We start from the raw sequence: 24,938 nt of genomic DNA, 5'->3' as shown, positions 1-24,938 counted from the left end.
TAAACTGGCCCCAAATTCGAAAGGAATTTGCCATGGCCGACGCCCCCGAAGACCCCCGCCAAAGCGCCTACAATCCCGCCGCTGAAGGGGCTCAGATGTCCTTTGCCAAGGACATGAGTTATGGTGATTACCTTGGAATGGATGGCATTCTGGGTGCTGCCAAACCCTTGTCGCAAGCCCATGACGAAATGCTTTTTATTGTTCAGCATCAAACGTCCGAGCTTTGGATGCGATTGATCTTGCATGAATTGGACGCGGCCCGCCAACTGATGCTGCAGGGCCATGCCGATCAGGTGTTCAAGATGCTGACCCGCGTGGCGCGTATCTTTGAACAACTCAACAACGCCTGGGATGTTCTGCGCACTATGACGCCCAGCGATTACACCACGTTTCGGGAGGATTTAGGCGCGTCGTCGGGCTTTCAGTCACATCAATATCGCTTGATCGAATTTATGCTGGGCAACCGCAATCAGGCGATGATGAAAGTGCATGAACATCGCACCGACCTGCACAAGATGCTGCAATATGAGCTGACGCAGCCCTCGATTTACCATGTGGCGCTGCGGATGTTGGAAGGGGCGCTTGATGTGCGCTTTGATGCCGCGGTCTTTGCCATGGATCAACCACACCAAAGCGACGACAGCGTGGTTAAAGCATGGACGCAAGTGTACAAAGACCCTGCAAAACACTGGATGCTGTACGAGCTGGCAGAGAAACTGGTGGATCTGGAAGATTACTTTCGGCGCTGGCGGTTCAACCATGTCACCACGGTGGAACGCATCATCGGTTTCAAGCGGGGCACGGGGGGCACAAGCGGTGTCAAATACCTACGCCGCATGCTTGAAGTCGAATTGTTCCCCGAGCTGTGGCATTTAAGAGGTGCTTTGTAGCCGATAGGCTCCGTTCTTTGCCGCATTCGGTAAGTGATATGACGGCTGTGCGATTGCACGGGATGCGTGCCCGTGCGACATCCACAAGGACCAAAGGGCAAGCGCAGACTTGCCTGTGCGCCACAACGGACCAAAATCATGGGTGAGATAGGACAAGGGATAGCGGCCGCCTTTTGGCTGGTTGTTTCCTTGGATGCGGACCTGATCGAGATCGCGCTGCGATCTTTGCATGTCACCGTGACCGCGGTGCTGATTGCTTCCGCCATTGCCTTGCCGCTTGGGGCATGGCTGGCGGTGCGCCGTTTTCGGTATCGCCGCTTTGCCATTGCCGTTCTGAATGCGTTGATGGGGTTGCCGCCCGTCGTGGTGGGGTTGTTCGTATACCTGCTGTTGTCGCGGTCCGGTCCTTTTGGCGTTTTGGGTCTGTTGTTTACGCCAACAGCGATGATTATCGCCCAAGTCATCATCATTGCGCCCCTGATTGCATCCATCGCGCACCAGTCCACACGTGACTTGTGGGCTGAATACCATGACCTGTTGATATCGTTGAACACGACCCGCTGGCAGCGCATCAAGACGCTGCTGTGGGATGGGCGACGGGCCTTGATCACGGCGTCTTTGGCAGGGTTTGGACGGGCCATAGGGGAAGTGGGCGCCATCATGATCGTGGGCGGAAACATTGACCATGCGACCCGCGTGTTGACCACGGCGATCGCGTTGGAAACGGGCAAGGGTGATTTCGCTTTGGCGCTGGGCTTGGGTTTTATTCTGATCGGGCTTGCGCTGGTGGTGAACATCGCCATCCATTTTGTGTCCAAGACAGAACGCGAGGGCAAATGGTGATGGCACATCCGTTGGTTTCATTACATTCTGTGTGCGTCAGAAAACGCGGCCAGATGGTGTTGGGTCCTGTGGATCTGGCGCTGCCCCAAACGGGTGTGACTATTCTGCTTGGCCCGAACGGGGCCGGGAAAACCACTTTGTTGCGGACACTGCACGGGTTGGAACGCGTGGCGTCAGGCCAGATCGCATGGGCGCAAGATCATAGGTTGGATGCGCAGGCTTTTGTGTTTCAAACGCCAGTCATGATGCGCCGTTCTGTTTTGGCCAATCTGGTTTATCCCCAGACCCTGGCCGGAATACCAAAATCCCTGGCCGAGGCGGAAGCAAAAGACTGGGCGCACCGCATCGGCCTGCAGGATCAGATGCAGCAATCCGCGCCGCGCCTGTCGGGCGGCGAAAAGCAAAAACTGGCCTTGGCACGGGCTTTGATCCGTGACCCGGATGTTTTGTTTCTGGATGAACCCTGCGCCAGTCTGGATGGGGCGGCCACCCGCGAGATCGAAACACTGCTGACGGGTGCGCACACCCAAAGCACGCGTATTATCATGTCCACCCATAATATCGGGCAGGCCCGTCGTCTGGCGTCGGACGTGGTGTTTATGCTGGACGGCAAGGTCTTGGAATATGGGCCTGCCACCGCGTTTTTCGAAGCGCCAAAAACGCCCCAGGCACGGGCTTTTCTGCAAGGAGATATCGTTGAATGATAAAAACGTTTTCTGTGTGTTTGGCTTTGATGGCCGGTTCTGTCGCAGCCGACGATCTGAAGTTGGCGGTGACCACGTCATTTCATAACTCGGGCCTGTCAGAGGTGCTGTTGCCTGCCATTGCACAAGACACCGGCATCACCGTGCACTTGTTGATCGTAGGCACCGGTCAAGCGCTGCGATTGGGGCAGGCAGGGGACGTGGATGCGATTCTGGTCCATTCCAAACCCGCAGAAGAGGCATTTGTCGCCGAAGGATACGGCCCGCACCGCCGTGAAATCATGTATAATGATTTTGTGATTGTTGGGCCCGCACATGATCCTGCGGGTATCGCAGATGCGCCGTCTGTGGCCCAAGCCCTGACCCGGATTGCCGAAAGCGAAAAGGCGTTTGTCAGCCGTGGCGACGACAGCGGCACCCACAAAAGGGAGCTGTCGCTTTGGGACGCGTCCGGACAGGATGTGCAGGATTTCGGCACATGGTACCGCGCCGTGGGGGCGGGCATGGGCGCTGCATTGAACACGGCATCAGGCATGAAAGCCTATATTATGGCAGACCGTGCCAGTTGGCTAAACTTCGCAAACAAAGGCGATCTGGCTGTGCTTTTTGCGGGGGATCCGGTGCTATTCAATCAATATGCGTATCTGCCCGTTAGCAAGTCCAGACATGGCCATGTGCAGGCTGATCTGGCCGCAAAACTAGAGACATGGTTGGTGTCGGACGCCGCACAAATGCTGATCGACGGCTACCAGATTGGTGGCGAACACCTGTTTAAGTTCAACGCGGATTGATGGGTCCTGAGCCTAAGTGCTCACATAGCCGGCTACGATCTGCAGCAATTTGAAGGCCGTGGCGGCGTCATTTTCGACAACGGCCAAAAATTCTTCGACCCCGATGCGCAGGCAATGCAACTCGCCTTTGGCGCGCATGTCCAATGCGCGCGGTTCTTGCCGGATCAGACCCAATTCGCCGACCAGCGCACCCGTGCCCACTGTCGCAATCAGCTTGTCCTGCGCACCGTCCTCTGGCAGCAGCAGCTCTGCTTCGCCGTCAATGATCATATAAGCGCCGTCATCCGGGGCGTCATTTTTGTGGAACACATATTCGCCGTTTTGGGCTGTGTACCACCGCGCCCCGAACGCAAGCAGGCGCAACTGCTTTGCGGCCAAATCGGCAAACATCGGCGCAGATTTCAAAGCAGCAACCTTGCGGGCCAGATCGGCACCCACATCGCTGTCTTTGCCATCTTCGCTGGTGATCTCACTGCCGACAAGACGGCCATTTTGAACTTCGATGTGGACATCAAAATTCGATGCATCGTCGAATGTATCGTCGATAAAAATCAGCAAGGCGCCAGGCAACAAGTCACGCAGGTTTTCGCGCAGCTTTATGTGGGTTTCAGGACCAAAGCTGGTCAGGACTTTTTCCAAAATGACGATGTCAGGGCGCTTGATTGTGGCGCGGGTGACAGCCAAGGGTTCCGAGAACATGGCAGACAGGTTCGCGCCGCCCAATGTGATGGGTAAATCAAACACAAGCTGCAAGACGAGGGGGCTGACACCTTCCGCGTCCAGCACCTCGGCGACAACACCGCGCAGGTCTTCACCGCGGGGGCCGGCCGCGTCAGAAAGTTTACCGTATAGCACATTTTCCAAGACACTTAGACCCATCACATGGGCGTCGGGCGCAATGGGGGCGTAAAGATCTTCCATCTGGTGGCGCAGGGTTTCGCCATGGGATTGCCGGATCGACAAAACACGGGCCTTGATTTCTTCGGGGAAGGCGGGGCCGATTTGTTCCGCCGAGATCGAAGACGGCACGCTGAGCAGAAGGGCCATTTCCTGATCCGTCAGTTTGTCGCCAGGGGCGGTGCGGCGGACCAGATCCACAGCGGCATCGTAGACGTCGACGGTTATTCCCAGTTTGCGGAACAACGGGTGGTCGGACCCTCCGGGGCCGAAAATCTGGCGCAACAACTCGATCAAATCGCGTGACAGCATCAACAGGTCTTCGCCCAAATTCATTTCATTCAGGCTGCGCAGAAATTCCAGCTTTTCGGCCAGAATATCCGGCGTCAAAACGATGCGTGGTGTTGCAAACAACAGATTTTCCCCGATGGGCAGGCTGGGGTTGTAGGCATCGGGATCGAACGCAGAAACGTAGCGGTCCAGTCCTGCCGCGATGATTGCGTCGCGCACTTTGGGGCGCAGATCAATGAGGGCTTGGGACAGGTTCGGGTGCGCGGTTGGGTCATAGCTTTGGTCCATGGCGCGGCGGGCCAAGGCCCCGGCGGTGCCCAACCCCTGAACCAGTTCATACCACCATTCCCGCAAATCTTTGGTGCTGCCAACGCTTGCAACGGCGGGATCGACCCAATCACAGTCCAGCATATCCAGACTGTTGCCTGCCCGTCCCGATTCAGCGGCAAACGCAGACGTTTCCGCGGCACCAAGAGGCCGGTTTTTAACCGACATCATGATGTTTTCGCCGTAGCTGCCCATGAACATCACAGGGCGCGACGTGGCGTGCCCGATGCGTGCCGCCAAGGTGCTTTGGTGCAATTGTGCCAGATCATGCCCGTTCATGGTGATCTTGCCTGCGCTTATCATGGCCTCGCGGGTCAAAACGGCGGATAGGGCGCGACGGTCTTCCTCGGATGGGGCTGCGATTGCGATGGTAGAGCCTTTGGGGAACGTGGCCGAAATGTCTTCAAGCACCGGATTGCCGTCTTCGTCGCGCACCGTCACGCTGTCCAACGTGATGTCCCCGTTCAGGCTGACCATGGTGTCGGGTTCTCCGTCAAAAAGCGCTTCATCGATCATGCCTGTGGGGGCAAACCGTTCGGTGATCGTTTCCCAGCGCAACTGCATGTCTTGGGATTGGTTGTAGTAGGCCAACAGCTCTTTCCACGGGCTGGACAGGTCTTTGTAGGCGGCAAGGGCCGCAACCAAAGCCCCCAATGTCACGTCGCCCTGAATGACCAGATAGCCGCCGATTGAAAAGAACAGGAAGGGCGTCAGTTGTGTAATGAAGTTATTGATAAACTTCATGAAAAATTTCTTTTGGAAGATGATAAAGCGGATTTCGAACAACCGGCCCAACCGGTCCGTGATCATCGCCATCCGGTAACGCCAACCGTGGTTCAGGCGCAATGTAGCAGCCCCTGTGGCCCCTTCACCGATTTCGGCAGCCAAGGCCCGCACCTGAATGACGCGTTTTTTGTTCAACAGGTTGATCTGCTTTTGCAGCCTTGGGATCAGCCAGGCTTGCAACGGGATCAGGGCGCAAGCCGCCAGACCAAAGGCGAAGCTTTGCAGAAATAAGAACCCCAAAATGGTCAGCATTTGCCCTGCTTGCAGCACAGGTTGGGCGACAGCGTCGCCCATTAACCCGCCCATAGGTTCGGATTCGGCAGTGACCATCGACACCAGTTCGCCCTGGCTGGTGCGTTCGAAATAGGGTTGTGGGAAGCGAAGGATGCGCGCAATCAGCGAATAGCGAAAGCGGCGCAAAAGCCGTTCTGCCAACACACCTTTCATGGTGTTGATGCGCATTTTCATAATGCCATGCGCGAACACCGCCAGCAAAAATGCACCACACAACAGCCACAGGTATTCAATCTGTGTGAACGTAAACCCATAGGCCTCAATGCGGCTTTCACCAGAACCAATGGCATCGTTGATGATCCGCTTGGGCAGCTCCAACGTCAGGTACAGCAGCGGAAACAGCGTCAGCGTCACCGCCAACAACACCAGTTGATCGCGTTTGGAGTGTTTCCAGATGAAGGCAAAGATCGTGCGGTCGATGGGATCGTCCAATTCATATCTTGCGCCAAAACAGGCGTCCGGGCCGCCATCCCCACGTGTGACCCTGCGAAAACTTAACAAGATCGTGACAAGGGGCGCAAATCGTTTTCCCGACGCGTGCGCCATTTTCAAAGGATTTGCATGTGATCCATTGCGAAATGAGATTTGCGTTCCTAAGCTGCGGTTACACAGAAAGGCGCAAAACGTGGATCAGATAACGCTCATGCTGGTGATGCTGGCCTTATTTCAGGTAAAGCACCTGTTTGCGGACTTTTACCTGCAAACACCCAAAATGCTGTCTGCGGGGGCGATCTATGTCCATGCGGGCCGTGCGCAGCATGCAGTGGTGCATGTTGTCGGATCTTTTTTGGTGTTGCTGCCTTTTGGTCTTTTGGCCGGCCTATCCTGGGCGCTGGTTGTGGGGCTTTTGGCGGTGGAATGGGTGTTGCACTACCATATCGATTTCGGCAAAGGCTGGTGGTCCAAACGCACTGCATTCACAACGACGGACGCCGGATATTGGCGCGCTTTCGGTATGGATCAATTGGCGCATCAATGGACTTACATCGCTATGGTCTGGATGGCAGTCTAGGATTTAAGTGTCTGACACAGAACCAAAATCAGGCATCGGCTTTATGGGGCCGGTATCAAGTCGTGTGATGTGTGGCGCGATGCCTTCGGCAAACAGCTGGCGCACAAGTGGATCATGACCGGGAATGATCAGCTCAGGTGCAGAGGCCAGTTGGTGCAGCGTCTCGAAACCGTCCAACATATTTTGCAAGTCCACGACAATGGGAAAGGGTTTGCGGGCCATAACATTTTCGTAAAAATGCGCCGCATCTGACGCAAGCACCATAAATCCCGATTTGGTTTTCACCCGCACCGCCTGCAATCCGCGGCTGTGTCCGCCTATGCAATGTACAGTGACCCCGTCGGTCACTTGTGCTTCGCCGTCGTAGAAAACGACCTTTCCGGCATACAGCCGTTTGATTGCGGTGCAGATATGGTCGGCTGTGAAGGGCATGCGCAATGTGTCGTGACACATACACGGGCCTGTCGCATAGGCCATTTCAGCCGCTTGAAGGTGCAGCTTGGCATTGGGAAACAGGTGCAGCCCCCCCGCGTGATCATAGTGCAGATGTGTGACAATAACGTGGGTGATGTCTTCGGGGGCAATTCCAAAAGGGGCAAGGGCTGCGACAGGATCCAAGCGGATCGGGCGCCCGCGTGATGCGGCTTCGGTGTTGTCGTATCCTGTGTCTACCAGAATTGCATCGCGGCCACGCCGCAGCAGCCACATATAATAGTCCATCGGATGGGGGGCATTGTGGTTGTCATCAAAAATAAAACTGTCGACCCGCGTGCGGGCGTTGCGGTCCGCATATTTTACAGCGTGAATTTCCCAATCGCTCATTGTGTGACCGCGTTCGGGTTGGGGTGTGCGCTGACATTTGCAAAGGTGCGCACATCGCGCCCCGTCACCAAATGCTGGACGGCCGCATCAAAGGCCAGAAAGTGAGGTGTCTTGAGATGCGTTTGAAAGGCTGCAGCGTCTTCATAGGTTTCATACAGAAACACTTCGCCGGGCCGGTCGGGGTCTGTGCACAAATCAAACTGACGGCAACCAGGTTCATTGTGAAACGTGGCGCGGACGTTTTCACGCATCAAGGGCATAAATTCATCCTCGGTTGCGGGATCGAAGTTCAGTGTGACAACAACAGCAAACATAGGCGGCCTTTCATATAACATCTGACCCACTCTAAAAGCGGCGCTGGTCATTCTCCAAAACAATTTCGACTTTCGGGATGGCACAGCTGGCAAGTAATGTATACATTAAATTTCAAGTCACGACTTTGCAATTGTCATAAGGCGGGCGGGTTGGTCTGCTTATATTTGAGGACGTTATGAAACACACATTTGACATCGCGGTATTTGAAGGCGACGGCATCGGCCCTGAAATCACCCAACCCACAGTCGAGATCTTGCAGAAATTGGCGGGACAGTCGGGCGCATATGAATTGACGTTCAAAGATGCGCCAGCAGGGGCCGCACATTACGCAAAAACAGGCGCGTCTTTGCCCGAGGCGTCGATGGACATTGCGCGGCAATCGGATGCGATTTTATTGTCCGCCATGGGGTTGCCCAATGTCCGCTATGACGATGGCACGGAAATTTCGCCTCAAATCGATCTGCGCAAAGCACTGGTTCTGTTTGCCGGTGTGCGCCCTGTCACCATCAAGGCCGGCCAAACCACACCGCTGAATTTGCCCGCAGGCCGCGAGGTCGATTTCGTCTTGATCCGCGAAAGCACCGAAGGGCTTTTCCACACCCAAGGCCGCGGTGAGGTCACGAAAGACGAAGCCCGTGAGACCCTTTTGATCACCCGTGACATTTCCGAAAAACTGTTCAAGTTTGCGTTTGATCTGGCCAAAACCCGGAAATCCACGGGCCGCAGCCCGGGCAAAGTGACATGTGTGGACAAAGCCAATGTGTTCCGCGCCTTTGCGTTCTTTCGTGAAATGTTCGATGCCGAAGCTGCAAAACATCCCGACATTGTGGCCGACCACGCCTATGTGGACGCAACAGCGCTTTGGATGGTGCAAAAGCCATGGGACTTCGACGTTATGGTCACTGAAAACATGTTCGGCGACATTCTGTCCGATCTGGGGGCTGGCCTGATGGGCGGGCTTGGGTTGGCGCCATCTGCTGACATAGGGTTGGATCATGCGGTGTTTCAGCCATGTCATGGCTCGGCCCCCGATATCGCGGGCCAGAACGCGGCAAACCCGATGGCGATGATTTTGTCGGCGGCGATGATGCTGGATTGGCTGGGCTTGCGCTATGACAATCCGGCAATGGTTTCAGATGGGGTGCGTCTGCGCGAAGCGGTTGAAACTGTTGTGGCCAAAGGGGCCATCCTAACGCGCGATCTTGGCGGGGGTGCCAGCACAACGCAGGCCGCAGACGCCGTTTGGGGTGCACTTGCATGACCACGCAGACCCTGAAGATAGCCTGCGTCGGGGCCGGTTTTTTCAGCCAGTTCCACTATGACAGTTGGCGTCGTTTGAAGGGGGTGCGTGTGGTGGGGGCCTGCGATCTGGACAAGGCAAAAGCCGCCGCGAAGGCTGCCCCGCTTGGGGCGCAGGCCTTTGATGATCTGGACAAGATGCTGGCGGACACCCAACCCGATGTGCTGGACGTGATTTTGCCGCCATTGGGGCATGCGCGGGCCATTCAAAGTGCTTTGGACGCAGGCGTCAAAACCATCATTTGTCAAAAACCCTTTTGCATGTCTTTGACTGAAGCCCGCGAAATGACCGATGCAGCCCAAGCGGCAGGGGCGCAAATCGTGATCCACGAAAACTTCCGGTTTCAACCGTGGTATCGCTGCATCAAACAACTGTTGGCTAAAGACGCGATCGGGCAGGTTCTCCAAATGACCTTTCGCTTGCGCCCCGGTGACGGGCAAGGGGCGATGGCCTACTTGGACCGACAACCATATTTCCAGACCATGCCACGGTTTCTGATCCATGAGACTGGCGTGCATTGGGTCGATACGTTTCGCTATCTTTTTGGTGATCCCACAGCCGTTTACGCCGATTTGCGGCGGATCAATCCTGTGATTGCCGGCGAAGATGCGGGGGTGGTGATGTTTGACCATCCCGAAGGCATACGCACGATTTTTGATGGCAACCGCCATCTGGATCATGCGGCAGACAATCACCGCTGCACCATGGGTGAGGCATTGGTGGAGGGAACAGAAGGCACGCTAAAGCTTTTGGGCAGCGGGGCTGTGATGCACCGGCGGTTCGGGGCGGTGGAAGACACCGAGATGTTGGCCCCCAGCGTGTGGCCCGGCTTTGGAGGTGATTGCGTGCATCATTTGCAGGCCCATGTCGTGGACGCGCTGCATGACAACGGAATGTTGGAAAACACTGCCGATTCCTATTTGAAAGTGATAGAGATCGAGCAGGCGATTTACGCTTCGGCGGAAGAGGCGCGGAAAATCGCGTTAGACCAGTAACGCAAAGGCCGTTTTATGTCACAATCCAGCACCCAACGTGCCATTTCCGAATTGCGGCAATTGATTTTTTCGGGGGTCCTGCCTGCGGGCTCTGACCATTTGGAAAGCGAACTGGCCGAGCGGCTTGACATGTCGCGCACACCTGTGCGCGAGGCGGCGTTGATGTTGGAAAGCCAGGGGTTGTTGGCAATGCGCCCGCGCAAAGGTGTGCGTATTTTGCCGGTGTCCGCAGATGACATGCGTGAAATTTACGATGTGCTGACAGAGCTTGAAGGATTGTCAGCCGAACGTGCAGCCGGATACGGATACGGCGACGATGACTTGACGGCATTGGCCGCGTCTATTGCGGATATGGACAAAGCCGTAGAGGCCCGCGCCCTGGAAGACTGGGCCGAGGCGGACGATCGTTTTCATGCTGAACTTGTGCGTCTTGGCCGCAATTCCCGCGCTGTTGCCATTGTCGGGATGATGCAGGATCAGGTGCGCCGCGCACGCGCCACGACGTTGTACATTCGCCCGATACCGACGCAATCCAATGCGGATCACCGCGGTGTGCTGGATGCGATAGGGGCGGGTGATGGTGCGTTGGCACGGCGCATTCACACGCGGCACCGGGATCAGGCCAAGCGTATGATCCTTGAATTGTTGGAAAAACACCGCCTGCATACGTTGTGACTTTAGAGCTATTCTAATGTTGACTAATTTAGTCGGAAACAATTGACAAGATGGGTGCACTGATAGACTTACTGTTTTTATCAGATTTAAACGCTTGGAGATCCGCAATGTCGATCAACCGCACACTCACGACAGTTATCGCCGCAACTGCCTTTGCAGCCCCCGCACTGGCCGAGGGTGAGCTGAACCTGTATTCATCGCGCCACTACGATACGGATGAACGCCTGTATTCGGACTTTACAGAGGCCACGGGCATCACAATCAACCGGATTGAAGGCAAAGGCGACGAACTGATTGCGCGGATGCAAGCCGAAGGCACCAATTCGCCAGCCGACGTGCTGTTGACTGTGGACACCACACGCCTGCAGCGCGCAAAAGACGCAGGCGTTTTGCAATCTATCGAAAATGCAACGCTTGAAGAACGCATCCCGTCCAATCTGCAAGACGCCGACAATCAGTGGTTTGGGTTTTCCCAACGCGCACGCATCATCTTTTACAACAAAGCCGACGTTGCAAACCCGCCCATGGATTACGTTGCCTTGGCCGACCCTGCCTACAAAGGCATGGTGTGCCACCGCTCGTCCTCGAACGTCTATTCCCAGACGTTGCTATCTGCTGTGATCGAAAACCACGGTGAAGAAGCCGCAACAGCATGGGCCAAAGGCGTGGTCGACAACTTTGCCCGCGACCCGCAGGGCGGTGACACCGATCAGTTGCGTGGGTTGGTATCAGGCGAATGTCAGGTGTCGATCTCCAACACCTATTACTTCGCACGCGCGTTGCGCAAAGACGTCAAAGGTCTGGACAAAGCTGCGATGGATAACATCGGTTGGGTGTTTCCAGCGCAAGACGCAGAAGGCGCGCATATGAACTTGTCCGGGGCGGGTGTGGCTGCGAATGCCCCCAACAAAGACAACGCGATCAAGTTTCTTGAATACCTCGCATCTGATCAGGCGCAGGTCTATTTTTCATCCGGGAACGACGAATATCCGGCGGTTGAAGGGGTAGAACTTAGCCCGTCCGTTGCGGCACTTGGCGACTACAAAGGCGATACTGTCAATTTGTCAGACGTGGCCAAAAACGTGCCAACTGCCCAGAAGGTTTTTAATAGCGTTGGCTGGAAGTAATCCAAACTACAATTAACGAACAACATCTTAACGGGCGCAGCGCATGCGCCCGTTTAAGTTTTTTTGGGGCTACCCAACCGTGCTTCCTTTGGGGTCATTCCCGTCCAGATATGGAAGGCCCGGTAAAAGGAATTCGGGTCGCGATAGGCCAGCAGATATGAAATCTCTTCGATATTCAGATCTGAATTGCGCAGGTAATGCAGGGCCAGATCACGGCGTGTGCCATCTAGGACATGTTGAAATCGTGTGGTTTCTGCCGACAGATAGCGTTGCAAGCTGCGGGTGCTCAGACGCATGCGCCTTGCGGCTTCATCGATGTCACACAACCCGCTGGGCAGCATTTCGGTGATGGCATTGCGCAGTCTTGCGGTGGTTGTCATGTGGTCGGTCACAGTGGCAAGTTGGCGTTTGAATGCGGGTTCCATCGTGGCCCATTGATCGGGGTTCACCGACAACAGCGGGCGGGCAGCATCCTCCTGCGACAGGGTCAATTCTGCGGGCTCACCGATTTTGATCGGACAGCCCAGAAAATCCTCAAGTTCTGCATGGCAGGTCATACGCGCAGGCAATGTGGCCGAGGTTGGCACGATGTGTGCCCCGCTGCTGTTGCGAATGGCCTCGACAAAAAACACAAATTCGGTGGCGGAAAAGCTTAAAGGCAATGACACCGTCGGAGGGTTTGCGGATTTCACAATCTGAATCCCCAGATCCGTGGGCCGGATCGCCATGATCAGCGGCCCCACAATGGGTTTGAAAACAGCCAGACGCTCTAGCCCGATGCGCACCGTCGGGCTGCTGGTAAAGGCAAAGAAGGCGGGGTTGAACGGCCCACGCGCATAGGCTTTGCCAAGGGCCAATGGCAAATCATCCCGATTTGCCTCTGCCTCGATGGCGTACCACCCTTCAAAATATTCTTCGGTGGTGACGCCACGGGCGTCGGGGGTGGTCATGTCACCGGACATGCCGGTGCGTCGAATGACATTGTCCAAAGAAATGCCAAGCAACCCGCACAATTGCGGCAGGGTCGATGCGATTTTGTAGCGGGGTTGGGATGGGGCCATTGGGAACTCCTGTTGGATCCCATGGTACAGGCGTGGGCGTGGTTCACCAGTGGGTGGCGTGAATTGTTAGACAGGTGGCGTGATGCGCAAGATCAGGCGTTGACGGCCAATTGTCCGTAACGCCCTTGTTCAAACACCAGACCGGGACGGCTTGCAAAGCTGGCCTGAACCACCCGACCTAGAACCATCGTGTGATCGCCCGCCGGATGGGCCGCGTGATGTTCGCAAATGAACCGTGCGATGCAATCGTTGAAAAGGGGCAAATCCTGATCATCAAGATGCGTTTCAAAGGCGTCGAACCCGTCACCGCGTGTGGCGAAATGGGCGGCCAGCTCAAACTGGTCAGCGCCCAGCACATGGATGCAAAACCTCGGGGCCGCAACAAACGCATCATGGCGCCGCGATCCGTTGCCGGGCGCCCACATCACCAAAGGCGGATCAAGCGAGATAGAAGAAAAGGAGTTTGCCGTCATGCCCAAAGGCCCAACCGCTGTTTGGGCCGTGATCACGGTGACGCCGGTGGCAAAGCGGCCAAAAGCGTCACGCAATTGCAGCGTATTGGTGGTGTCGGGCGTGAATTCAACGTGATCAGTCATGAGCTCAGCGGTGCCACGGCGCGCATGAAATGTCCACATCTTGAAACGTGCGTGTGACGCGCTATCCCGTGATGTCAGCTACTATTTTTGACATCGCAGCGCCGATCCCGTCTATATCACCCATCGCATCGACGCGTTGCAGCGCATTTTGCTGGTCGTAGTAGGCGATTAAGGGGGCGGTTTGCGCGTGATAGGCCGATAGGCGTCCCGCGACAGTTTCCGCGTTGTCGTCCGCGCGCCGCTTCATATCGGTGCTGCCGCACCCATCGCAGACGCCGGGTTTGGCGGGAATTTTGAAGCTGTCGTGATAGCCTTCCCCGCATGCAGCACAGGTATAGCGCCCCGAAACACGTTCAACCATCGCCGCGTCATCAACTTCAAGGCTAATCGCTGCGTCGATTTTCATCCCGTTTTCGGCCAGCAGACCATCCAGTGCCGAAGCCTGCACGTCCGTGCGCGGAAAACCGTCCAGAATCACGCCTTGGGCGCAATCGGGTTCCGCCATGCGATCGCGCAGAATGTTGATGACGATCTCGTCGCTGACCAGATCGCCCGCTTTCATCACAGCATCAGCGGCTTTGCCAGCCTCCGTGCCCGCAGCCACAGCGGCCCGCAGCAAATCACCGGTGCTGAGCTGCACCAACCCAAAGCTCTTTTCCAGCAAACGGGCTTGGGTGCCTTTGCCGGCCCCGGGGGGGCCAAGCAAAATCAGAACAGCCGGTTTGGTCCTACCAGAAGCATCCATCATTCGTCTCCTTCAGCGGTTCATGCGGTTGTCGATCAGATCGTCCACAACGGACGGATCGGCCAACGTCGAGGTATCGCCAAGCGCGCCGTAATCGTTTTCCGCGATTTTACGCAGGATGCGGCGCATGATTTTGCCAGAGCGTGTTTTTGGCAGGCCCGGCGCCCATTGAATCAGATCGGGCGATGCAATGGGGCCGATTTCGGTGCGCACCCATGTGCGCAATTCCTTACGCAGTTCCTCGGATGGCTCTTCGCCGCCCATCAATGTGACATAGCAATAGATGCCTTGCCCTTTGATGTCATGCGGATAGCCCACCACGGCGCTTTCGGCGATTTTGGGGTGGGCGACCAAGGCGCTTTCGACTTCAGCTGTGCCCATACGGTGCCCCGAGACGTTGATCACATCGTCCACGCGGCCGGTAATCCAATAGTCGCCGTCTGCGTCACGTTTGCAGCCGTCACCGGTGAAATAGTAGCCTTTGTAGTCGCTGAAGTAGGTCTTCTCGAACCGCTCGTGATCCCCCCAAACCGTGCGCATCTGACCGGGCCAGCTGTCTTTGATGCACAACACACCTTCGACGTCGTTGCCTTCGATCTCTGCGCCGGTTGTCGGTTCCAACACCACAGGTTCGATGCCGAAAAACGGCTTCATGGCCGACCCGGGTTTCATGGCATGGGCACCGGGCAGGGGGGTCATCAAATGGCCGCCGGTTTCGGTCTGCCACCATGTGTCTACGATGGGGCAACGCCCGCCGCCGACAATTTCATTGTACCAGTTCCAGGCTTCGGGGTTGATTGGTTCGCCCACGGTGCCAAGCAGGCGCAAGCTGGACAGGTCACATTTTTCAACGAAGCTGTTGCCTTGGCCCATGAGGGCGCGCAGGGCTGTGGGCGCGGTATAGAACTGGTTGACCTTGTGTTCCTCACATACCTGCCAGAAGCGGCTGGCGTCGGGATAGGTGGGCACGCCTTCAAACATCAGCGTGGTGGCGCCATTGGCCAGCGGGCCATAGACAATATAGCTGTGGCCGGTGACCCAACCCACATCTGCGGTACACCAGAAAATGTCGCCCTCTTTGTAATCAAAGGTGATCTCGTGGGTCATCGACGCATAAACGATGTAGCCGCCTGTGGAATGGACCACGCCTTTGGGCATCCCTGTTGAGCCGGATGTATACAGAATGAACAGCGGGTCTTCGGCGTTCATTTCTTCGGGCGCACAGACGTCGGATGCGGCAGCGCTTAGGACGTTATAGTCGCGGTCGCGGGCGTCATCCCACGCCACATCGCCGCCGGTACGGCGCACAACCAAACATTGAACAGATGCGTCGCAGGTGGACAGCGCTTTGTCGGCATTTGCCTTCAAAGGCGTGTTGCGTCCGCCGCGGGGGGCTTCGTCTGCGGTGATGACCACCTTGGCTTCGGAACCCTGAACACGCGCTGCCAAGGCTTCGGGTGAAAATCCTGCAAAAACAATGGAATGGATGGCGCCGATGCGTGCCGATGCCAGCATGGCGTAGGCTGCTTCGGGGATCATGGGCATATAGATGACGACGCGGTCACCTTTGCCGACGCCCAGATCTTTCAGGACGTTGGCCATTTTGTTCACAGCGGCCGAAAGCTGGTTGTAAGTAATGTGCAGGGATGGGTCGGTCGGGCTGTCAGGTTCCCAGATGATGGCTGTTTGGTCGCCGCGCGTGGCCAGATGGCGATCGACGCAGTTGGCAGACACATTCAACGTGCCATCGGCATACCAGTTGATGCCCACATTGCCAAAGTCATACGAGACATCTTTGACTTGGGTGTATGGTGTCATCCAGTCGATGCGCTTGCCATGTTCGCCCCAGAACGCCTCAGGGTCCGCAATAGAGGCCGCATACATTTCATCGTATTTCGCGGCGTCGACATGTGCATTGGCTGCCATTTCGGCGGACGGTGGGAATGTGTCGGACATATAAAGGCTCCTCCCTTTTTGACCTTGGTATTCGTCGGGCTGCCATTCGCACACGAATGTGTGTGGATCCCAGCCTTCTCCCTTGGGCGGATCATAGCGCCATTTGAAAAGAAAGGAATAAGTGACCGAAATATAACGGTTTCGTTGTAAATATTTTCTCTTTTATCTGAATTTTTTGTAAAGCGTCTTGTGGCAACTAGGAAATCTTGCGTGTTTTCGGTGTTTTGTTTGTCAAAGCAGGCCGGGCGTGCCACCTGCCAGTGCGCATAATTCTCGTGATTACTTTCGAAAACAAAACTTGAAGTGCGTGACATTTTGTTGCGCGACCAAAGTCGTGGATGGGTTTTTGGCAGAATCAAAGCGGCTTGAAGCCGGAACAGCACGACACCTAACGCGGGGATTTGCGCAAGTTCTTCTTGGCAGTGGGACAGTGCCGCGTTAGCTTCTTTTTCAAGCGCAGATCTGCTTGCGCATATAAGGGAGAACATCATGAACAAATTTGCACTGGGTGCTGTTGCCAGCACGCTTACATTTGCCTTCGCCATCGAAGCTGCGGCCACAGAATGGAACGTATCCGTCTGGGGCAAGCGCCGCGCCTTTACAGAGCACGTTGAAAAGCTGGCCGAGCTGGTGTCCGAAAAGACAAACGGCGAATTCACCATGAACATCAGCTATGGCGGATTGTCGAAGAACCGCGAAAACCTTGATGGTATTTCCATCGGTGCGTTCGAAATGGCGCAGTTCTGTGCAGGCTATCACCGCGATAAAAACCGTGTTGTGACGGTTCTGGAACTGCCATTCCTTGGTGTTGAGAACCTGGCGCAAGAAGTCGCGGTGTCCAAGGCCGTGTATGCGCACCCTGCCGCTGCGGAAGAAATGGAACAGTGGAATGCGAAACTGCTGATGACATCGCCTATGCCACAATACAATCTGGTTGGCACAGGCGATCCACGCGCCACACTGGCCGACTTTGAAGGCATGCGTGTGCGCGCAACAGGTGGTATTGGCAATGCATTCAAAGCCGTTGGTGGTGTACCAACATCTGTGACGGCCACCGAAGCCTACCAAGCCATGGAATCGGGTGTTGTTGATACAGTGGCCTTCGCCCAGCACGCGCACCTTAGCTTTGGTACAATCAACCAGGCCGATTGGTGGACCGCCAACCTGAACCCCGGCACCGTGAACTGCCCTGTTGTTGCCAACATCGACGCCTATGAAGACCTTAGCGACGCACACCGCGAGGCTTTGGACAGCTCAATCGACGAGGCGCTGGACCATTACCTGGCCAACTACGGTGAATTGCTGAAAAAATGGGACAGCGTTCTGGAAGAAAAAGGTGTCGCCAAGGTTGAGATCGACGAAGCTGTTCTGGCCGAATTCCGCGCCACGGCTGCTGATCCGATCCGTGATGCTTGGATCAAAGACATGGAAGCGCAAGGCCTGCCGGGCCAAGAGCTGTATGATCTGGTTGTGAAGACATTGGCCGACGCCAAATCCGGAAGCTAAGCGGGGTGGTGCACCAAGGTGCACCTTACGCGAAAAAAACGACAGGGCGCGCCGAAACACGTGCGCCTTGTCCATAAAAAACGTCGTGACCGGGGGGATAAACGATGGCAGGTTCAGCCGCTGTTCTTGAGGACAGCAGCCTTTTAAGCAAGCTCGACAGGGCGTTGCTTCCACTTGAAAAATTCTGTGCCTTGCTGAGCGGTCTTGCGATATTTTCGCTGATGTTTCTGGCCGCATATTCGGTCATCGGTCGCAAGTTCTTTGCCTCTCCTTTGGCGGGTTATGTGGACTACATCGAAGCCGCCATGCCCATCATTGCGATTATGGGCGTGTCCTATGTGCAGCGCGATGGCACCCATATTCGCATGGACATGTTTGTGTCCGCTCTCAAGGGGCGGCTGTTGTGGTTGTTTGAGTTGATCTCTGTTTTGATGATCCTCATTTTGATGGCCGCTTTGACGTGGGGCGCATGGGAGCATTTTGAGCGGTCATTCGATTGTGCACGCCCTCTGTGCAGTCGTGACAGTTCCATCGACATCAGCATTCCCATCTGGCCTTCGAAACTGGTGGTTCCGGTCGCTTTTGCGGTTCTGGTCATGCGTTTGGTTTTGCAGGCCGTTGGCTATGGTCGCGCCCTTGTGTTGGGCCTTGAAAGCCCTGTGGCGGTGCCCCTGAACCTCAGTGTGGCAGAGCAAGCCCGCATTGAGGCCGAAAGCCTGGAAGGGGCCGACTGATGGATCCTATTGAAATCGGCCTTTGGGTGTCCAGCGGCATGCTGGTTATGGTCATTTTGGGCATGCGTGTGGCTTTTGCCGCTGGCATGGCGGGCTTTGTCGGCATTTTCTGGATTTTCTGGGAAAAGAAAGACTATGCGTGGGATGCGTTGCTGTTTTGGAATGAACGACGCGAGATTTGGGATGGGGCCCTTGCCAAAGCGTTCCTGATCGCGGGCCAAGTCCCCCATTCTAAAGTTTCGGCGCAGGTTCTGTCCCTGATCCCTGTCTTTATCATGATCGGTTACATGGCCTATCACGCCCGCCTGACCACGGCGCTGTTCGAGGCCGCGAAGCGCTGGATCGCATGGGTGCCGGGGGGGCTCGCGGTGTCTACCGTCTTTGCCACCGCAGGATTTGCCGCTGTGTCTGGCGCGTCTGTCGCCACAGCCGCCGTTTTTGCACGCATTGCGATCCCGGAAATGCTGAAGATCGGATACAACAAGCAATTCGCGGCAGGCGTCGTGGCGGCGGGGGGCACGTTGGCCTCGCTTATTCCGCCGTCAGCGATCCTGGTGATCTATGCCATCATCGTGGAACAGGACGTGGGCAAACTGCTGCTGGCCGGTTTCATCCCCGGTGCGTTTTCGGCCATTGTCTATGCAGGTCTGATCATCGGGATTGCGGTCATTTTCAAAAGTGTCGGCCCGCCTGTGTCGGGCTTTACGTGGAAAGAACGCTTTGAAAGTCTGCCGCCTGCCTTGCCCATCGTGGCCGTGGTCGTGATCATCATCTTCTTTGTTTACAACCCCTTTGGCGATGCGTGGGGCACGCCGACGGAAGGCGGGGCCATCGGAGCCTTCATCATCTTCCTTATGGCGCTTTATCGCGGCATGCGCTGGCCCGCGCTGAAAGAGGCGTTGTTGGACACTGCCAAGCTGACGGTGATGATCTTCACCATCATCTGGGGCGTTCTAATCTATGTGCGGTTTTTGGGCTTTGCAAAGCTGCCTGATGCGTTTTCGGACTGGATCACAGCGCTGGAAATGTCGCCGATGCTGATCCTTGTGTGCATCCTTTTGGCCTATGCCGTTCTGGGGATGTTCATGGATGCGATCGGGATGCTGCTGCTGACGTTGCCTGTGGTCTATCCGGCAGTCATGGCGCTGAACGGAGGCGAAAACGTAGCGGCTGCGGACAGTGCGTTCGGGATGTCGGGGCCAATGTGCGCGATCTGGTTCGGGATATTGGTGGTCAAGATGGCAGAATTCTGTTTGATCACGCCGCCCATCGGTCTCAACTGCTTTGTGGTTGCGGGCGTGCGCGATGATCTGACGGTGCAGGATGTGTTTAAAGGTGTGACACCTTTCTTTCTGGCGGATGCTGCGACCATCGCGATGCTGGTGGCGTTTCCGGGGATTGTGCTTTGGCTTCCAAGCCTCGTGGGGTGAACTTTTCCCCTTTGTACCGATAGGCATTTTGATACCTTGGACGAGTTAAATAGTTTCTAAAGGGTGACTGCACATGGCTGATAGATTTTTTACCGATCAAGCGACCACAGGGTTTACGTATGTTCTGTCGACCTATCTTGATGCGGCGACAGGCACAGAGTTCTTTTATCAGATGCGGTTTTCCGGGTCTGATTTTGAGTTCGGTGAGGCACGCACGCCAGTTGATGGCCTGTACAATCAGATTTCTTTTGAGCTGGAATACACAGAACCCGATGGCGGCGATACCGTGTTGCACCCTGTCTTGCAGTACACGGGACCCACGCAGGACCTGTCAGATCTGTTTGATCAGTATGACACGCCTGCCATCGGCATGAGCTATATGTTGTTGGCTTTGGTGTCGTTGACAACAGGGCGCTTGCCAGGAGAAGCAGGTGTGTCGATTTTGGCCAATGCACCCGGGGGGCAGACGTCTGGCACCCGAAACAACGATGTGATCAAGGTCAGCGACGACAGCAGTTGGTTTGGTGCAGGGTGGGGCGATGATTATATGGTCGCGACCGGTGGCCCTGTGCGCTTCAAAGGGCAAGCAGGCGACGATCATCTGATTGGTGCGGATGGCCACGACATTTTGCGCGGTGGTTCCGGCCACGACAGTATCGAAGGGCAGGCGGGCGACGACAAGATTTACGGGCAAAGCGGCAATGACGGTCTGCGCGGCGGTGCAGGCGATGATTGGGTGCTGGGCGGCAGTGGTCGTGATTATCTGATTGCCGGGGCCGGGCGCGACCAACTGAGTGGAGGGGCCGGCGCGGATATGTTCATCTTCAACATCGCCACTGAGGACACGACAGCTGCCGCGCATACGATCGAAACCGGACGAAATGTCGTACGCGATTTTGATTTTTCCGAAGATGTGCTGCGATTTGGCGTGGGCTACAACAACACTTTGACCCAAGCCGATGCTTTTTCATGGTTTTCAGAACATGCCACCGACGCAGGGGACAAGGTGCGGATCGTTGACGGGAACGTGCGTATCATCATCAAGAACGCGTCTGTTGACGACTTTTCCATCGAACACTTCGCAGGCAGCGACACACATGGAAACTATGATGCGTGGCTTTTGGGCTAACGCCTAAAGCCGTGGCATGACGGTGCTGTGCAAGGCGTCTGCCACGCTGGCCACGTCATGCGCACCGTCAACCACGACAAAACGGTCTGGAAACTCTTGTGCGAGGGCCAGAAAACCGGCGCGCATCTGTTTTTGCAAATCCGACCCGAAAGTCTCAAAACGCTCTTCGACGCCTTGGCGCGAGAGGGCGCGTGACAGGCCGACCTCGGGATCCATGTCGATCAATACTGTCAGGTCAGGCTCGCGGCCGATCATCAGATCGTGCAACTGATCCACTGTGCTGCGCAGGTCGCCACGCGACAGGCCCTGATACATACGGGTGCTGTCGGCGAAACGGTCACAAATCACGATTTTCCCTGCATCCAAAGCAGGTTGTATGGTGCGTTCCATATGGTCGCGACGGGCAGCTGTGAACAACAGAATTTCTGTTTCGGCAGACCAACGGTCAGGATCGCCTTGCAATACAAGGGCGCGGATTTCCTCGGCGCCCGCGCTTCCACCGGGTTCGCGCGTGACGATGACGTCGCGCCCCAAAGCCGTCAGGTGTTCGGCCAGAAGCCGGACTTGTGTGGACTTGCCAGACCCGTCGATGCCTTCAAATGAGATAAACAAACCTGCGGGCTTTTGCGCCGTGCTTTCAGAGGTCGTAAATGGTGTGGTCACGATCCGGTTGGCCCTGCATTCAAACGCGAAATCAACTGCTGCGCTGCGGTGCTAAGACGCGCCATAAAGCCACCATCGGCGACATCGGATTCCGCAACCAATGGAATGCGCGTTTCCGGTAGGCCCTCGGGGGACAGCACAAGTTCTGCCAAGGGTTGGCCTTTTTCGATGGGGGCTTGGATGGGGCCGGTGTAGACCACTTCGGCTTCAACTTCAGAGCCTGCAAGGACTGGCAACAGCACAGAAACATCTTCTGCCGGAACCAACCCGACTTTAGGGACCGCGCCCATCCAGACATCTGCTGTGGCCAGACGTTCACCTGCTTTGGCCAGACCGCGTTGGGCGAACTGGCGGAAGGCCCAGTTGACAATGGATTCAGATTCCTGAGCGCGTGCCGCGGCAGACTCAAGACCGGATACCACAAAAATGACCCGTCGGTTGCCCTGCAAAGCGGATCCAACAAGACCGTAGCCTGCTTCTTGGGTGTGCCCGGTTTTCAACCCATCCGCGCCGATGTTCAACGACAACAGCGGGTTTCGGTTGAACCGGTTGGAGCTTTCCTTTTGGTCGAACAGAAATTCCTTTTGGGAAAACATCGGATAGAATTCGGGGAAATCTTCGATCAGGCGGTTGGCCAACAAGGCAAGATCGCGCATCGACATGCGGTGTCCTGCGGCAGGCCAGCCGTTGGAATTGGCGAAGGTGGAATTGGTCATGCCCATCTGTTGGGCGCGCTGGGTCATCATGCGGGCAAACCCCGCTTCGGTGCCATCGGGGCTGAGGGCTTCGGCAATCACCGCACATGCGTCGTTGCCTGATAATACGATGATGCCACGCAACAAGTCTTCGACTTTGACGCGTTCGCCTGCTTTCAAAAACAGGGTCGAGCCGCCGTATTTTTGCGCCTGCGCAGAGACGGGCAATTCTTCCAGCAGATCAAGACCGCCATTGTTTTTGCCACGTTTCACGGCCTCGAATGCGATGTAAAGTGTCATCAATTTGGACATGGATGCAGGCGGCAAGGGTGTGTCTGCGTTTTTGTTTAGCAAGACGGTGCCGGTGGTTTGGTCAATCACATATGCGGCTGTGGCCCGTGTCTCGAAGGCATGCAGCGGCAACGTCGTCGACATGATCAAAGCGAAGATGGCAGTGATGGAACGGATCATAAGGGCACATGTCCTTTGGGTCTGTGGTTCACGTCTGACTTAGTTGGTGACGGCATAGGCATCGGAAAAGCCTTGCGCTTTGATGGTTTTCAGCAGGGCTTTACGCTCTGATCCTGTGGCGGCGGGGCCTACCACGACACGCCAGAAGGGTTTGCCGTTGTTTTCGCCGCGTTTGATCGTGGGCAACATGCCCGCGCTGCGCATTTGCTGGGCGGTGCGATTTGCGTTTGCTTCAACCGAGAAGATACCGATCTGGATAAACGGCTTATCGAGGTTTGATGCAACGGGTCTGGGCGCGGGTGCTGCGGCAGATGCGGTGGCTGGGGCAGGGGCCGCAGCGTCGATTGCGGCGGACGCTGTTGCTATCGGATCAAGGGCACTTTCGGACACATCCGCAGGTTCTGCCACACCGTCCACGGTTTCAGGCGCTGGCGCTTCGACGGGAACTTCTTCTTTGCGCAAGGCTGTGACGTTCAATTCAGCCGGTGCGCCCGCCAACATACCAAGCGCTTCCGCTGCATCTGAGGAAATCTGCAACCGCGGTCCTGGAATGTCACGTTCGCGGCGGAATAAGGCGCCCACGACGAATTTGCCGTTTGTCGTATTGCGGATGATGACGCGTTCCGGATCGGTGACATCGGGATGCGCGACCCAAACGCCGCCCAAGGACGGCCGCCCGTCCCAAAGCCCTGCTTCTGTTGCGGAAAATACATCCGGTGCTTCGATGTCGCGTTCTGTAGTTTTGGTCAGCGCCCCTTTGCGTGGTGCGCCATCCGCGTCCGCAGCGTTGCCGCGTAGGGATTGCGGGAACTGGAAGTTGCCGGCCCCGTCGCAGCCTGCCATCAAGGCCAGCCCCAAGGCTGCTGCCATTAGTCGTTTTTGCACACGCAATGCGTTTGAAAAACCTGAGTTGTGTGCCTGTGTTGCGCTGCCCATCGCTTGTGTCATCCTAGCCTGTTACGACGCCGCCCGCGCCGGATGTGCCGATTTTTGGCACGTTAAATAGCCCCCTGACGGGGATCTTTGCGCCATCCTAGCGCGTCATGGTCGTTCTGAAAAGGCGCAGCACTCACAATCGGCAAAAATCCCCAACGAAACCGCAGCTTACAGCTTTGCAATTGGGGGTTTGCAGAATCGGATTGACCCTTTTAGAGATACCGACGTCGGAGGAGTGGCAGAGTGGTCGAATGCACCGGTCTTGAAAACCGACGAGGGTGAAAGTCCTCCCAGGGTTCGAATCCCTGTTCCTCCGCCACGACTATCGTTTTTGTGGTTTAAAATCGTATGCTTGGGTGCGGGGGCGCAATCCAAGCCCCACGCTTTGCCCCACAATTGATCATATATAATTATCTCAAATCGGGAATCGAAGTCCTATATTAGCCTACGTTTGCATTGATCTGATCAACTGCTGTATTCGCATTTCCCTGTACGCCACGTCTTCTGGGTCACTGGGCGCGGTCTTCACCAACACCTCGTATCCACGGATCAAGGTGGTTTCTCGTTCATTAAACTGTTCAAGGTATGCCGCCAGCGCATTGGGTCGCAGATATTTGACCTTGTTGGCTTGGGCATGTGGCAACTGTTCAATACACAGATTTTGTATGGCGCTACGATGAGGATCGTTGGGAGAGGCGCACAAAATAAGATCTACGGGTTCAAGCCCGTTTGCGCAGTGGGCAGTTGCGATTGTTACTGCGTTTAGTTGATTTCTGGCGGACCGATAGTGGCCGACCTGGAATAGTCATATCTCTAACGCTGTGAGATACTTTATGTGGTACATCCTTTGTACTTTGTTTTTTATCTAATATCGCCAGTTGCTTATAGGCCTTACATGGAAGGCAGTTCTTCCGCCCCTTTCCTGATTTAGTAGTCTGCTACGATCA

23 protein-coding genes and 1 tRNA gene are annotated in these 24,938 nt (G+C 55.9%); 14 read left to right on the top strand and 10 right to left on the bottom strand.

Features of this window, described 5'->3' with window-relative positions:
• Positions 1 to 32: 32 nt before the first annotated feature.
• From ABJL60_RS08535 to ABJL60_RS08520, 4 genes are all read left to right on the top strand, one after another.
• Positions 33 to 890 carry a tryptophan 2,3-dioxygenase family protein gene (locus tag ABJL60_RS08535; RefSeq protein ID WP_348373848.1) on the top strand — a complete coding sequence of 286 codons (858 nt, stop codon included), beginning with the start codon at positions 33 to 35 and terminating at the stop codon, positions 888 to 890.
• Positions 891 to 1,028: 138 nt separating this feature from the next.
• Positions 1,029 to 1,733 carry an ABC transporter permease gene (locus tag ABJL60_RS08530; RefSeq protein ID WP_108827890.1) on the top strand — a complete coding sequence of 235 codons (705 nt, stop codon included), beginning with the start codon at positions 1,029 to 1,031 and terminating at the stop codon, positions 1,731 to 1,733.
• A complete protein-coding gene (locus ABJL60_RS08525) occupies positions 1,727 to 2,437 on the top strand; it encodes an ATP-binding cassette domain-containing protein (protein WP_348373847.1) in 711 nt (236 codons plus the stop codon). Before ABJL60_RS08530 ends, ABJL60_RS08525 begins: the two co-directional genes overlap by 7 nt.
• Complete coding sequence (locus ABJL60_RS08520; protein WP_348373846.1) at positions 2,434 to 3,228, top strand: substrate-binding domain-containing protein; 795 nt, start codon at positions 2,434 to 2,436, stop codon at positions 3,226 to 3,228. Before ABJL60_RS08525 ends, ABJL60_RS08520 begins: the two co-directional genes overlap by 4 nt.
• 12 nt (positions 3,229 to 3,240) lie before the next feature.
• Here the strand turns inward: ABJL60_RS08520 and ABJL60_RS08515 are convergent, their stop codons facing one another.
• On the bottom strand, positions 3,241 to 6,255 hold the full coding sequence (locus ABJL60_RS08515; protein WP_348373845.1) for an ABC transporter transmembrane domain-containing protein: 3,015 nt from the start codon (positions 6,253 to 6,255) through the stop codon (positions 3,241 to 3,243).
• 193 nt (positions 6,256 to 6,448) lie between these two features.
• On the opposite strand from ABJL60_RS08515, the gene ABJL60_RS08510 reads away from it, so the two are divergent.
• Positions 6,449 to 6,835, top strand: a complete 387-nt coding sequence (locus ABJL60_RS08510) for a DUF3307 domain-containing protein (protein WP_348373844.1) — start codon at positions 6,449 to 6,451, stop codon at positions 6,833 to 6,835.
• Between the two features lie 3 nt (positions 6,836 to 6,838).
• Here ABJL60_RS08510 and ABJL60_RS08505 read toward each other — a convergent pair whose 3' ends face one another.
• Both ABJL60_RS08505 and ABJL60_RS08500 read right to left on the bottom strand, forming a co-directional pair.
• The gene (locus ABJL60_RS08505; RefSeq protein WP_348373843.1) at positions 6,839 to 7,657 is read right to left on the bottom strand and encodes an N-acyl homoserine lactonase family protein; all 819 of its coding nucleotides are present in this window, start codon (positions 7,655 to 7,657) and stop codon (positions 6,839 to 6,841) included.
• Entirely contained in the window at positions 7,654 to 7,971 is a 318-nt protein-coding gene (locus ABJL60_RS08500) for a putative quinol monooxygenase (protein WP_348373842.1), read from the bottom strand. The genes ABJL60_RS08505 and ABJL60_RS08500 overlap by 4 nt, the downstream gene beginning before the upstream one ends.
• 176 nt (positions 7,972 to 8,147) lie before the next feature.
• Here ABJL60_RS08500 and ABJL60_RS08495 point away from each other — a divergent pair, with 176 nt between their 5' ends.
• The 4 genes from ABJL60_RS08495 (at position 8,148) to ABJL60_RS08480 (ending at position 12,069) form a co-directional block, all read left to right on the top strand.
• Positions 8,148 to 9,233: an isocitrate/isopropylmalate family dehydrogenase gene (locus ABJL60_RS08495; RefSeq protein ID WP_348373841.1), complete on the top strand. Its 1,086-nt coding sequence runs from the start codon at positions 8,148 to 8,150 to the stop codon at positions 9,231 to 9,233.
• On the top strand, positions 9,230 to 10,267 hold the full coding sequence (locus ABJL60_RS08490; protein WP_348373840.1) for a Gfo/Idh/MocA family oxidoreductase: 1,038 nt from the start codon (positions 9,230 to 9,232) through the stop codon (positions 10,265 to 10,267). The genes ABJL60_RS08495 and ABJL60_RS08490 overlap by 4 nt, the downstream gene beginning before the upstream one ends.
• Before the next feature lie 15 nt (positions 10,268 to 10,282).
• A complete protein-coding gene (locus ABJL60_RS08485; RefSeq protein WP_348373839.1) occupies positions 10,283 to 10,942 on the top strand; it encodes a GntR family transcriptional regulator in 660 nt (219 codons plus the stop codon).
• Between the two features lie 107 nt (positions 10,943 to 11,049).
• Positions 11,050 to 12,069: an extracellular solute-binding protein gene (locus tag ABJL60_RS08480; RefSeq protein ID WP_348373838.1), complete on the top strand. Its 1,020-nt coding sequence runs from the start codon at positions 11,050 to 11,052 to the stop codon at positions 12,067 to 12,069.
• Positions 12,070 to 12,122: 53 nt separating this feature from the next.
• Here ABJL60_RS08480 and ABJL60_RS08475 read toward each other — a convergent pair whose 3' ends face one another.
• From ABJL60_RS08475 to acs, 4 genes are all read right to left on the bottom strand, one after another.
• Complete coding sequence (locus ABJL60_RS08475) at positions 12,123 to 13,130, bottom strand: AraC family transcriptional regulator ligand-binding domain-containing protein (protein ID WP_348373837.1); 1,008 nt, start codon at positions 13,128 to 13,130, stop codon at positions 12,123 to 12,125.
• Between the two features lie 92 nt (positions 13,131 to 13,222).
• On the bottom strand, positions 13,223 to 13,726 hold the full coding sequence (locus tag ABJL60_RS08470; RefSeq protein WP_348291575.1) for a flavin reductase family protein: 504 nt from the start codon (positions 13,724 to 13,726) through the stop codon (positions 13,223 to 13,225).
• A gap of 61 nt (positions 13,727 to 13,787) precedes the next feature.
• A complete protein-coding gene (locus tag ABJL60_RS08465; RefSeq protein ID WP_348373923.1) occupies positions 13,788 to 14,471 on the bottom strand; it encodes an adenylate kinase in 684 nt (227 codons plus the stop codon).
• A gap of 12 nt (positions 14,472 to 14,483) precedes the next feature.
• Positions 14,484 to 16,427, bottom strand: coding sequence for an acetate--CoA ligase (gene acs, locus ABJL60_RS08460; protein ID WP_348373836.1), 1,944 nt, complete (start codon positions 16,425 to 16,427; stop codon positions 14,484 to 14,486).
• 489 nt (positions 16,428 to 16,916) lie between these two features.
• On the opposite strand from acs, the gene ABJL60_RS08455 reads away from it, so the two are divergent.
• The 4 genes from ABJL60_RS08455 to ABJL60_RS08440 all read left to right on the top strand — a co-directional run bounded on the left by ABJL60_RS08455 (position 16,917) and on the right by ABJL60_RS08440 (position 21,226).
• A complete protein-coding gene (locus tag ABJL60_RS08455) occupies positions 16,917 to 17,933 on the top strand; it encodes a C4-dicarboxylate TRAP transporter substrate-binding protein (protein ID WP_108827901.1) in 1,017 nt (338 codons plus the stop codon).
• A gap of 104 nt (positions 17,934 to 18,037) precedes the next feature.
• A complete protein-coding gene (locus ABJL60_RS08450) occupies positions 18,038 to 18,667 on the top strand; it encodes a TRAP transporter small permease (RefSeq protein ID WP_348291571.1) in 630 nt (209 codons plus the stop codon).
• The gene (locus tag ABJL60_RS08445) at positions 18,667 to 20,097 is read left to right on the top strand and encodes a TRAP transporter large permease (protein WP_348291569.1); all 1,431 of its coding nucleotides are present in this window, start codon (positions 18,667 to 18,669) and stop codon (positions 20,095 to 20,097) included. The genes ABJL60_RS08450 and ABJL60_RS08445 overlap by 1 nt, the downstream gene beginning before the upstream one ends.
• Positions 20,098 to 20,170: 73 nt before the next feature.
• Positions 20,171 to 21,226: a hypothetical protein gene (locus ABJL60_RS08440; RefSeq protein WP_348373835.1), complete on the top strand. Its 1,056-nt coding sequence runs from the start codon at positions 20,171 to 20,173 to the stop codon at positions 21,224 to 21,226.
• A gap of 3 nt (positions 21,227 to 21,229) precedes the next feature.
• Here ABJL60_RS08440 and tmk read toward each other — a convergent pair whose 3' ends face one another.
• Genes tmk through ABJL60_RS08425 form a run of 3 tightly spaced genes read right to left on the bottom strand, consistent with a single transcriptional unit; the run spans position 21,230 to position 23,991 of the window.
• The gene (gene tmk / locus ABJL60_RS08435) at positions 21,230 to 21,889 is read right to left on the bottom strand and encodes a dTMP kinase (protein ID WP_348373834.1); all 660 of its coding nucleotides are present in this window, start codon (positions 21,887 to 21,889) and stop codon (positions 21,230 to 21,232) included.
• Entirely contained in the window at positions 21,886 to 23,055 is a 1,170-nt protein-coding gene (locus ABJL60_RS08430; protein WP_348291563.1) for a D-alanyl-D-alanine carboxypeptidase family protein, read from the bottom strand. The genes tmk and ABJL60_RS08430 overlap by 4 nt, the downstream gene beginning before the upstream one ends.
• A 39-nt stretch (positions 23,056 to 23,094) precedes the next feature.
• Positions 23,095 to 23,991: an SPOR domain-containing protein gene (locus ABJL60_RS08425; RefSeq protein ID WP_348373833.1), complete on the bottom strand. Its 897-nt coding sequence runs from the start codon at positions 23,989 to 23,991 to the stop codon at positions 23,095 to 23,097.
• Between the two features lie 229 nt (positions 23,992 to 24,220).
• On the opposite strand from ABJL60_RS08425, the gene ABJL60_RS08420 reads away from it, so the two are divergent.
• Positions 24,221 to 24,310, top strand: a tRNA-Ser gene (locus ABJL60_RS08420).
• Positions 24,311 to 24,938 lie beyond the last annotated feature (628 nt).

This window comes from Ascidiaceihabitans sp. (assembly GCF_039986515.1).
Taxonomy (GTDB): Bacteria; Pseudomonadota; Alphaproteobacteria; order Rhodobacterales; family Rhodobacteraceae; genus Ascidiaceihabitans.
This window is presented reverse-complemented; position numbering and strand designations above follow the sequence as displayed.

What these genes read in the sequence shown, in the direction of transcription:
- ABJL60_RS08495 (WP_348373841.1), top strand. Translation starts at nt 8,148, where the DNA reads ATGAAACACACATTTGACATCGCGGTATTTGAAGGCGACGGCATCGGC.
- ABJL60_RS08490 (WP_348373840.1), top strand. Translation starts at nt 9,230, where the DNA reads ATGACCACGCAGACCCTGAAGATAGCCTGCGTCGGGGCCGGTTTTTTC.
- ABJL60_RS08505 (WP_348373843.1), bottom strand. Translation starts at nt 7,657, where the DNA reads ATGAGCGATTGGGAAATTCACGCTGTAAAATATGCGGACCGCAACGCC.
- acs (WP_348373836.1), bottom strand. Translation starts at nt 16,427, where the DNA reads ATGTCCGACACATTCCCACCGTCCGCCGAAATGGCAGCCAATGCACAT.
- ABJL60_RS08500 (WP_348373842.1), bottom strand. Translation starts at nt 7,971, where the DNA reads ATGTTTGCTGTTGTTGTCACACTGAACTTCGATCCCGCAACCGAGGAT.
- ABJL60_RS08485 (WP_348373839.1), top strand. Translation starts at nt 10,283, where the DNA reads ATGTCACAATCCAGCACCCAACGTGCCATTTCCGAATTGCGGCAATTG.
- ABJL60_RS08450 (WP_348291571.1), top strand. Translation starts at nt 18,038, where the DNA reads ATGGCAGGTTCAGCCGCTGTTCTTGAGGACAGCAGCCTTTTAAGCAAG.
- ABJL60_RS08525 (WP_348373847.1), top strand. Translation starts at nt 1,727, where the DNA reads ATGGTGATGGCACATCCGTTGGTTTCATTACATTCTGTGTGCGTCAGA.
- ABJL60_RS08425 (WP_348373833.1), bottom strand. Translation starts at nt 23,991, where the DNA reads ATGGGCAGCGCAACACAGGCACACAACTCAGGTTTTTCAAACGCATTG.
- ABJL60_RS08520 (WP_348373846.1), top strand. Translation starts at nt 2,434, where the DNA reads ATGATAAAAACGTTTTCTGTGTGTTTGGCTTTGATGGCCGGTTCTGTC.
- ABJL60_RS08530 (WP_108827890.1), top strand. Translation starts at nt 1,029, where the DNA reads ATGGGTGAGATAGGACAAGGGATAGCGGCCGCCTTTTGGCTGGTTGTT.
- ABJL60_RS08445 (WP_348291569.1), top strand. Translation starts at nt 18,667, where the DNA reads ATGGATCCTATTGAAATCGGCCTTTGGGTGTCCAGCGGCATGCTGGTT.
- ABJL60_RS08480 (WP_348373838.1), top strand. Translation starts at nt 11,050, where the DNA reads ATGTCGATCAACCGCACACTCACGACAGTTATCGCCGCAACTGCCTTT.
- ABJL60_RS08455 (WP_108827901.1), top strand. Translation starts at nt 16,917, where the DNA reads ATGAACAAATTTGCACTGGGTGCTGTTGCCAGCACGCTTACATTTGCC.
- ABJL60_RS08535 (WP_348373848.1), top strand. Translation starts at nt 33, where the DNA reads ATGGCCGACGCCCCCGAAGACCCCCGCCAAAGCGCCTACAATCCCGCC.
- ABJL60_RS08470 (WP_348291575.1), bottom strand. Translation starts at nt 13,726, where the DNA reads ATGACTGATCACGTTGAATTCACGCCCGACACCACCAATACGCTGCAA.
- ABJL60_RS08475 (WP_348373837.1), bottom strand. Translation starts at nt 13,130, where the DNA reads ATGGCCCCATCCCAACCCCGCTACAAAATCGCATCGACCCTGCCGCAA.
- ABJL60_RS08430 (WP_348291563.1), bottom strand. Translation starts at nt 23,055, where the DNA reads ATGATCCGTTCCATCACTGCCATCTTCGCTTTGATCATGTCGACGACG.
- ABJL60_RS08465 (WP_348373923.1), bottom strand. Translation starts at nt 14,471, where the DNA reads ATGGATGCTTCTGGTAGGACCAAACCGGCTGTTCTGATTTTGCTTGGC.
- ABJL60_RS08440 (WP_348373835.1), top strand. Translation starts at nt 20,171, where the DNA reads ATGGCTGATAGATTTTTTACCGATCAAGCGACCACAGGGTTTACGTAT.